The following is a 7500-nucleotide window of genomic DNA, read 5'->3' as shown; positions in this document are numbered from 1 at the left end:
GAAATTACTGGCGGTACTCCCCTTAATGGGACTGATGTTGATAGTCATACCGACCACCGGATAGCCATGAGTCTCGCCATTGCCGCCCTCAACGCCTCTGGGACTACCACAATTAACCGTGCCGAAGCAGCGGCTATTTCCTACCCTAACTTCACGCCTACACTGCAACAAATCTGCGGTTAAAAACTCTTTGCCCCCTTTTTTAAGGAACCACAAAGATAAAGAGACGCGATTAATCGCGTCTCTTCTGTTGAAAAAATCATACTTTAACAGCAGCAAGTCTCAGGCGATCGCCGCAGGCGTATGCGATCGCTGTTCGCGGTCGTGGGGTGCCTCAAAATCAATTAACGGCCCTTTAGGCACAATTCGAGTCGGGTTGACTTTTGGGTGGCTTTTGTAGTAATGCCGTTTGATGTGGTCTAGGTTGCAAGTTTCCTTCACCCCCGGCTGTTGGTAAAGGTCTTTGAGGTAGTTCCACAGATTGGGATAGTCAACAATGCGGCGCAAGTTGCATTTGAAATGGACATAGTACACCGCATCGAAGCGCAACAGCGTTGTGAACATGCACCAGTCTGCCTCAGTTATGTGATCGCCACAAAGGTAGCGTTGCCTATCTAACACCTTTTCCCAATGGTCGAGAGCATCGAATAAGTCTGTTACGCCTTCCTCATACGCTGCTTGGCTAGTAGCAAATCCCGCCCGATAAACGCCATTATTAATTGGTTGATAAATAGCATCGATAGTCTTATCAACCGTCTCCTGTAAATCTGAGGGATAAAAATTTACATTTGACTTAGCGAAATTCTCGAATTCCGTATCCAACATCCGGATAATTTCGCGAGATTCATTATTTACAATCGTCGCAGTTTCTTTATCCCAAAGCACAGGAACAGTTACACGACCGCTGTAATTTTCATCTGCTTCCACATAGACTTCCCAAAGATAATTTTTTCCGTTCACAGTATCAGGAATCGCACCCGGCTCATCAGTAAATTCCCAACTATTTTGATCGATTACCGCGCCAACAGCTGAGAGGCTGATAACATCCTCCAGCCCCTTCAATTTTCGCATAATCGCGGTTCGCTGCGCCCAAGGACAAGCCCAAGAAATATACAGATGATAGCGGCCCGGCTCAGCCTTAAAACCACTAGAACCATCGGCTGTAATTTTGTTGCGGAATGTCGTCGAGGGGCGAATAAATTTTCCTTTATCGTCTTCTTGCTCCCTTTCGCTGACCCATTTTCCATCAACAAGAACACCCAAACCCATAATTTTCTCCTTTGACAGCTTGCACCTATCAAGAAACTAAAAACAAAGTTTATAAGGTGGGTAATACTCACTTTATAAACTTCTGCTTATTCAGCACTTAAAATTTGCGGCACCTTAAAGAAATCCTCTTCTCGATCTGGCGCACCAGTAAGGATAGCTTCCCGATTGGGATAGGCTTCCATTTCATCGGGTCGCGTCACATTGCTGACATCAATTGCCCGTGTTGTTGGCTCCACATCACTGACATCTAGTTCGCTCAGTTGTTCAAAATATTCTAAAATACTACCCAATTGAGTAGTAAATTGCTCCTCTTCTTCAGGGTTCATATCCAGACGAGCGAGATGGGCAACTTTACGAACTTGTTCGCGGTCAATCATCAGAATTCTTTAGTTGTTAGTGGTCATTAGTGAGTAGCTAATAGCTAATATAGCAATCCTAAATGAGTTGTAAACTTCTCTCTCTTCTCTTTCTCTGTGTCTGGGTGGTTCGTTATTTTCACAAATCAAATAGGACTGCTATAGCTAATAGCTAGAAGAATACATCTATCTTTGAGCGACCAGTGGTTTTGAGCCAGTTTTGGGCTTCGATGTAGTTATTGGGAGCCATGCTTATTGCTTGTTTCCAATACTCGGCTGCTTTGTCATATAAAGCTTCTGCGCTGTCCATGTCCCCAGCTTCTTTTGCCCTTTCTCCTTGGTAATGGAAAATCACGGCAATATTATTCAAAGCTTGGGGAATACGCGGGTTGAGTTCAATCGCCTCATAGTAGTATTCCAAAGCCTGCTCAAGTTCGCCATTGCTGGCGTATATCAGCCCCATATTGTAGAGGATATAGCTGCGGTCGTAAGGGTCTTCCTCTAATGTCAAGGCTTCCCTGTAATTGTCCAAGGCTTCGGCGTATTCTCCATCCGCCTGCGCTGACATACCATCGCGGTAGTAGGCGAAGGCTTCTTTTGCCTTCTTATCGGTTGGCAGGATCTTCAGGATTATATCCGCCATTACCGTGAAGCTTTTGTCAATAAAGTTGTCGTTGCGTTGAGTTCTTGGCATATCCGTCTCTGTAATTCTGCGCTAATGCGAAAGTGTAGCCTGTCAGTGTATCGTTCAATAATGCTCTTTAAGCTAATTTAACGCGCTTTGGTTGGTCATTAACTGGGTTGAGATGAAGAGATGCGATCGCATCTTTTTCTTAATCAACCCCCTTGGTAGTAGTAAATTTAATCGCGTGTTAATTATCTCCACTCGCCTTGCACCACAAAAGCTGCCCAGTAGTAAGGGGCTTTCCATTGCTCAGTTTGCCACATTTCTAACTGTGCTGCTCTCAAGGCTGCTACCGGATTTAGCCCTTTGTCCAGCATCTGTTGGTAGTATTTCTCCATCAGCTTTGACGTTGCCACATCGTTGACGCGCCACAAACTCACAGCGACTCGCTTTGCACCTGCATACATAAAGCCGCGTGTCAACCCAATAAGTCCTTCTCCCTTGACATCTTTACCCAGTCCGGTTTCGCAGGCGCTGAGGACGACGAGTTCGGCGGGGAGATTGAGGTTGTAGATGTCGTGGAGACGCAGGAAACCATTATCTGTCGGATTGCCTTTGTCATCAAACAGGGATAGCACCAAGCCGGATAATTGTGGTTGCTCTTCGTTGACGCAGCCGTGAGTGGCGAAATGCACCATGCGATACTGAGCTAAGTCGGGACTGGTGGCTGTAGCGTGAGAAGCTTTAGAACCCAAGGCTTGTAGGTGTTGAGAAGCAGGTACAAGTTTGAGAATTTGTTCGGCTTCTTTACTGCTGTACTCAAGCCGTTCGAGATCGGAGGTGCGGCAAGCTTCTTCGGCAGATCGTTTGGCGTCGCTGGCAATTGTAGTGTTGCTTTGCTGGGGTTTAGATGTCAACCGCTTGTCGTCGGAGGTGAAGATGGGATCTGCTAAGACGGCGACTGTTTTTGCAGCAGGTTTGCGTCCTTTGAGTTGACTTCTTAATACGCCTAAGGTTGAGGCGGAGGGGAGGCTGACGATTTCATTTTGTACGAGGAGAGGAGTGAAACCTAACCCCCCAGCCCCCTTCCCTTGCAGGGAAGGGGGTGCAGGAGAATTACTCCCCTCCCCTTGCAGGGAAGGGGTTGGGGGAGAGGTTCCGGTAGGTATGGGGAGGGCGGCGAAGGGAATTGATTGCAATGCGCCGTCGCTGACGATGAGTAAGCGTTTGTTAGTTAGTTGATTTGCTACGGGAGAGAGTAGAATCTGGCTCAATTTCATGCCAGATTCTAGGCTACCTGTTTCCGATTTAAGTTGATTGTAGAATTCCTTGGCTGCGGCTTCGATGTCAGCGCGTTTGGGGAGTTCGTAGCTGGTAATGCCTGTTTTAGTGACTGCCCAAAGATAGCTGCGATCGCTACCTAGAGAATATTCCAATAGCAGGGTGTTGTCATCAAGTACCTGTTGTTGAATTTGTTGCAGGTTGAGGGTGAAGGCTCCCGGTTGAGAGATTGCTGCATAGGCGGGGTTTTTCACGCGGACTTCCGCTTGGACTCGATCTAGTTCGCTGAGGAGGGATTCAATTTGTTTTTTGATCTCGGCTAACTGTTTGTTGTTATAGGAACCTTCGAGGAGTTTTACGCGGCTTTGTTCTGCGGCATTGAGTTGCTGTTGTAAAGTGCGCTCTTGTTTAATTAATTTGGAGTCTCCACGAGAGCGAATGTTAACGTTTGCTTCGGTGAGGAGTTCTAAAAGATTGCGTGCCTTGGCACGTTCGCTGACGTTTAGGGCTAGAGAGTCGTATCCTTTGGAGGGTTGCTGTTTGTGCAACTGCATCAACAGGTCAATGTAGAACTGGTAATAATTCTGCACTGAAGCGAAGTAAGAGGCGCGGAATTGCTGGCTTGCTATGTTGGTGCGGAGTTTTTCAATGATTTTGATGGCAGCTTCCATTTGAGTGAAAGCTTCATTGAGATTGCCTCGGTTGCGTTCTAGGTAGGCGAAATTGTAGAGAGTAACCGCTTCGGTTGCCTTGGCCCTAATAGCCCGACTCAAGGGCAAGGATTGGTTGTAGAACTCCAGGGCTTTTTGCTTTTCTCCTAAATCGGCGTAGAATCTACCAATGTTATTGAGGGTAACCGCTTCTGCTGCCTTGTCCCCAGTCGCCCGACTCAAGGGCAAGGATTGGTTGTAGAACTCCAGGGCTTTTTGCTTTTCTCCTAAATCGGCGTAGACTCTACCAATGTTAGTGAGGGTACGAGCTTCTGCTGCCTTGTCCCCAGTCGCCCGTTTTAAGGGCAAGGATTGGTTGTAGAACTCCAGGGCTTTTTGCTTTTCTCCTAATGCGAGGTAGACTGCACCGATGTTATTGAGGGTAACCGCTTCGGTTGCCTTGTCCCCAGTAGCCCGACTCAAGGGCAAGGATTGGTTGAGGTAGTCGAGGGCTTTTTGCTTTTCTCCTAAATCGCCGTAGACTTCAGCAACGCCGTTGAGAGTACGAGCTTCCCCTGCCTTGTCCCCAGTCGCCCGTCTCAAGGGCAAGGATTGGTTGTAGAAATCCAGGGCTGTTTGCTTTTCTCCTAAATCGGCGTAGACTAGACCAATGTTGTTGAGGGTAACGGCAACGCCAGCCTTGTCCCCAGTCGCCCGTCTCAAGGGCAAGGATTGGTTGTAGAAATCCAGGGCTGTTTGCTTTTCTCCTAATGCGGAGTAGACTGCACCAATGTTATTGAGAGTACGGGCTTCCCCTACTTTGTCCCCAGTAGCCCGACTCAAGGGCAAGGATTGGTTGTAGAAATCCAGGGCTTTTTGGTTTTCTCCTAAGGCAGAGTAAACTACACCGATGTAGTTAAGGGTGAAGGCTTCGATTGCCTTGTCCCCAGTAGCCCGACTCAAGGGCAAGGATTGGTTGAGGTAGTCCAGGGCTTTTTCCTTTTCTCCTAATGCGTCGTAGACTCTACCAATGTTGTTGAGGGTAACAGCCTTGTCCCCAGTAGCCCGACTCAAGGGCAAGGATTGGTTGTAGAAATCCAGGGCTTTTTGCTTTTCTCCTAATGCCTCGTAGACTGCACCGATGTTGTTGAGAGTAACGCCTTCCCCTGCCTTGTGCCCAGTAGCCCGACTCAAGGGCAAGGATTGGTTGTAGAATTCCAGAGCTTTTTGCTTTTCTCCTAAATCGTCGTAGATTTTGCCGATGACCAAGAGGGTGACGGCTTCCCCTTTTTTGTCGCCGACTGCTTGATAAAGGGGGAGTGCGTCGTTCAATTTGGTAATTGCCTGTCGTAGAGATTCTGCTGTTCCTTGCTCATAGAGTTGGAATCCCTCCTGAAAGGCTCGTTCTGCTGCGACGCGAGTTGCTTCTTGCTCGGTAGTTGCTGGCTGTTGGGCAATGCTTACGCCCATGCGCCCCGGTGTGGCAGCTACGGACTCTGACAACAACAGAACACCAATCAATAGCGCCAAACTTCGATGGACTATCCCTGGAAACGATACCAGGCGCAACAGGAAAGACGATTTTCTTGGCACGATGTCTTCAATGGGTTTAGCTACTATCTCAGTCATAACTCCTCATCATTGGCCAAATTTAAAAATCTGTGCGGCTGTCAAATTCAACTCTGGGAAAGCGGGGGATTCAATCCAGTCATTTTCTCTGAACTGATTAAAGATATACTCGCCATCAACGAGTTGGTAAATCGAAATTGTGGGTATTTTTCGCTTGCCCACTCACTCGCCAGGGAATTCATTCCCTAGCGGATGTAGGGAAGACAAATAACCCAGAATTAATCTATCTTCTGCAACAGTGTCCCTGGTTTAACAACCTCCTCAACTGTCCCTATTCCAATTAAGCCCTCACGAGATTGCAGGGTCACTTGACCTGCACTACCTCCCTTAGCACCGATAATAGTAAACACCGTGCCATTTTCAATAGTTGCCAGGTTTAAACCACCCAACCACAACGTTGCCTTATTTCCTTTTACTTCGGTAATGACTGCATTTGCTACCGAACTTGGGGTATTGATGAAATAGATAGGTTGCTTTTCATACGCACTGCCAACTTTAACTTCATAACGGGGTGTTTGGTTATCTGCGTCCAGTATGTGTTTAGTTGCGTGGGCGATCGCGCTCTCCGGCGTACTCGTTTGCTGCCAGAGATACTGTGTCAGTAAATAGGTAAAGGCTCCCGCATAAAAGCCATTAAAACGTGCATCTGCCGCCGTTTGAGAAGGATCTGTTGCAGCGAGTACAACTCCTTTAGCAACTCCCTCCCGATACCGTTTGACAAATTCTTCGCGAGAAAGCTTCAGTTGTGACAACCACCTTTGTTGATACGCTTTTTCTTCAGGAGAAATCTGTAGTTTCATGCCTCCATCTCGCGATCGCACTCGACGATCTCTGGTAGCACCACCAGAGTAACAACTATCTAGAACAGCGGTGAAATTTTCAGTTTGCAACGCTGACATCAACAGGAACAATGTGTGTCCCATAATGTCCTTGACGACACCACCTTTGTCTGGGTATCCGGTGGGTAGTGTGGCATCAACAGGAACGAAAGTGCCGTTTAATCCACTCTTACTACCTGGTTCAACAACAATTGGATCTGGATCGGAAACACGAGAACCGTGTCCTGAGTAGTGATACACTACCACATCTCCAGGCTTGGCTTGTTTAATCAGATGTTCTTCAAATGCCTCTAGAATTCCTTGGCGAGTTGCTTGTGTATCAGTCAGAGTGTAGATATCTTTGGGATTAAAACCAAAGCGGTGGATCAGGAGATGACGCTGCAACGCTACATCATTGACGCACCCCCGCAAAGGTTGAATTGGAGGTTTGTCGGGATAATTATTGATGCCGACGAGTAAGGCAAGTTTGCGAGGGGTACTTTTTGCCAGAACTTTGCCATACCAATCCGCCTGTCGTTGAATATTAAGCTGGCTTAATCCTAACGTTCCTAGAGTAGATCCAGCGAATAGGAAGAACTGGCGACGAGAAATCTGTGCCATAACTGTTCTATTTATAATTGCGTGTCAAAGTGCCTTTACCTTAACGGTTTATTTCGACAGCCAGTAGTTTGTATCCAAAGTTGGGTAGTCCTGCATAGTAATGCTAATGAACTATAATTTTAATTATTCAACCTACCTTAATTTTTAGCTTATGCAATGCCCCAAGTGCGACTCTCAATACGTTGTAAAAAATGGTCATACTCACACTGGTAAACAAAATTTTAAATGTCGAGATTGTGGCAGACAATTTG

7 protein-coding genes (1 of these 7 only partly in view) are annotated in these 7500 nt (G+C 47.0%); 2 read left to right on the top strand and 5 right to left on the bottom strand.

The window, feature by feature from the left end:
• Positions 1–183, top strand: partial view of a 3-phosphoshikimate 1-carboxyvinyltransferase gene (gene aroA / locus NDI42_RS24510; protein WP_190453739.1) — the final stretch only. It extends 1164 nt beyond the left edge of the window; the window shows 183 of its 1347 coding nt (coding positions 1165–1347); its start codon lies off the left edge, out of view; the stop codon is at positions 181–183.
• Positions 184–282: 99 nt separating this feature from the next.
• Here the strand turns inward: aroA and NDI42_RS24505 are convergent, their stop codons facing one another.
• From NDI42_RS24505 to NDI42_RS24480, 5 genes are all read right to left on the bottom strand, one after another.
• Positions 283–1269 (bottom strand): glutathione S-transferase family protein, encoded by a 987-nt coding sequence (locus NDI42_RS24505; protein WP_190453727.1) that lies wholly within the window; start codon positions 1267–1269, stop codon positions 283–285.
• Between the two features lie 86 nt (positions 1270–1355).
• Complete coding sequence (gene gatC, locus NDI42_RS24500) at positions 1356–1646, bottom strand: Asp-tRNA(Asn)/Glu-tRNA(Gln) amidotransferase subunit GatC (protein WP_190453729.1); 291 nt, start codon at positions 1644–1646, stop codon at positions 1356–1358.
• A gap of 151 nt (positions 1647–1797) precedes the next feature.
• Positions 1798–2319, bottom strand: coding sequence for a photosystem I assembly protein Ycf3 (locus tag NDI42_RS24495; RefSeq protein ID WP_190453730.1), 522 nt, complete (start codon positions 2317–2319; stop codon positions 1798–1800).
• A gap of 182 nt (positions 2320–2501) precedes the next feature.
• Complete coding sequence (locus NDI42_RS24490; RefSeq protein WP_190453733.1) at positions 2502–5810, bottom strand: CHAT domain-containing protein; 3309 nt, start codon at positions 5808–5810, stop codon at positions 2502–2504.
• Between the two features lie 218 nt (positions 5811–6028).
• Positions 6029–7249 carry a caspase family protein gene (locus NDI42_RS24480; RefSeq protein ID WP_190453736.1) on the bottom strand — a complete coding sequence of 407 codons (1221 nt, stop codon included), beginning with the start codon at positions 7247–7249 and terminating at the stop codon, positions 6029–6031.
• Between the two features lie 151 nt (positions 7250–7400).
• Between NDI42_RS24480 and NDI42_RS24475 the strand changes: the two genes are divergently transcribed.
• A partial coding sequence (locus tag NDI42_RS24475; RefSeq protein WP_190450560.1) for an IS1 family transposase occupies positions 7401–7500 on the top strand: 100 nt, incomplete at its 3' end.

Source organism: Funiculus sociatus GB2-C1, assembly GCF_039962115.1.
In the GTDB taxonomy this organism is placed as follows: Bacteria; Cyanobacteriota; Cyanobacteriia; order Cyanobacteriales; family FACHB-T130; genus Funiculus; species Funiculus sociatus.
The sequence above is the reverse complement of the archived record's forward strand: the minus strand, read 5'-3'. Positions and strand labels throughout refer to the sequence as shown.

Coding starts and splice junctions, on each gene's coding strand:
- NDI42_RS24480 (WP_190453736.1), bottom strand. CDS start 7,249: ATGGCACAGATTTCTCGTCGCCAGTTCTTCCTATTCGCTGGATCTACT.
- NDI42_RS24505 (WP_190453727.1), bottom strand. CDS start 1,269: ATGGGTTTGGGTGTTCTTGTTGATGGAAAATGGGTCAGCGAAAGGGAG.
- gatC (WP_190453729.1), bottom strand. CDS start 1,646: ATGATTGACCGCGAACAAGTTCGTAAAGTTGCCCATCTCGCTCGTCTG.
- NDI42_RS24495 (WP_190453730.1), bottom strand. CDS start 2,319: ATGCCAAGAACTCAACGCAACGACAACTTTATTGACAAAAGCTTCACG.
- NDI42_RS24490 (WP_190453733.1), bottom strand. CDS start 5,810: ATGACTGAGATAGTAGCTAAACCCATTGAAGACATCGTGCCAAGAAAA.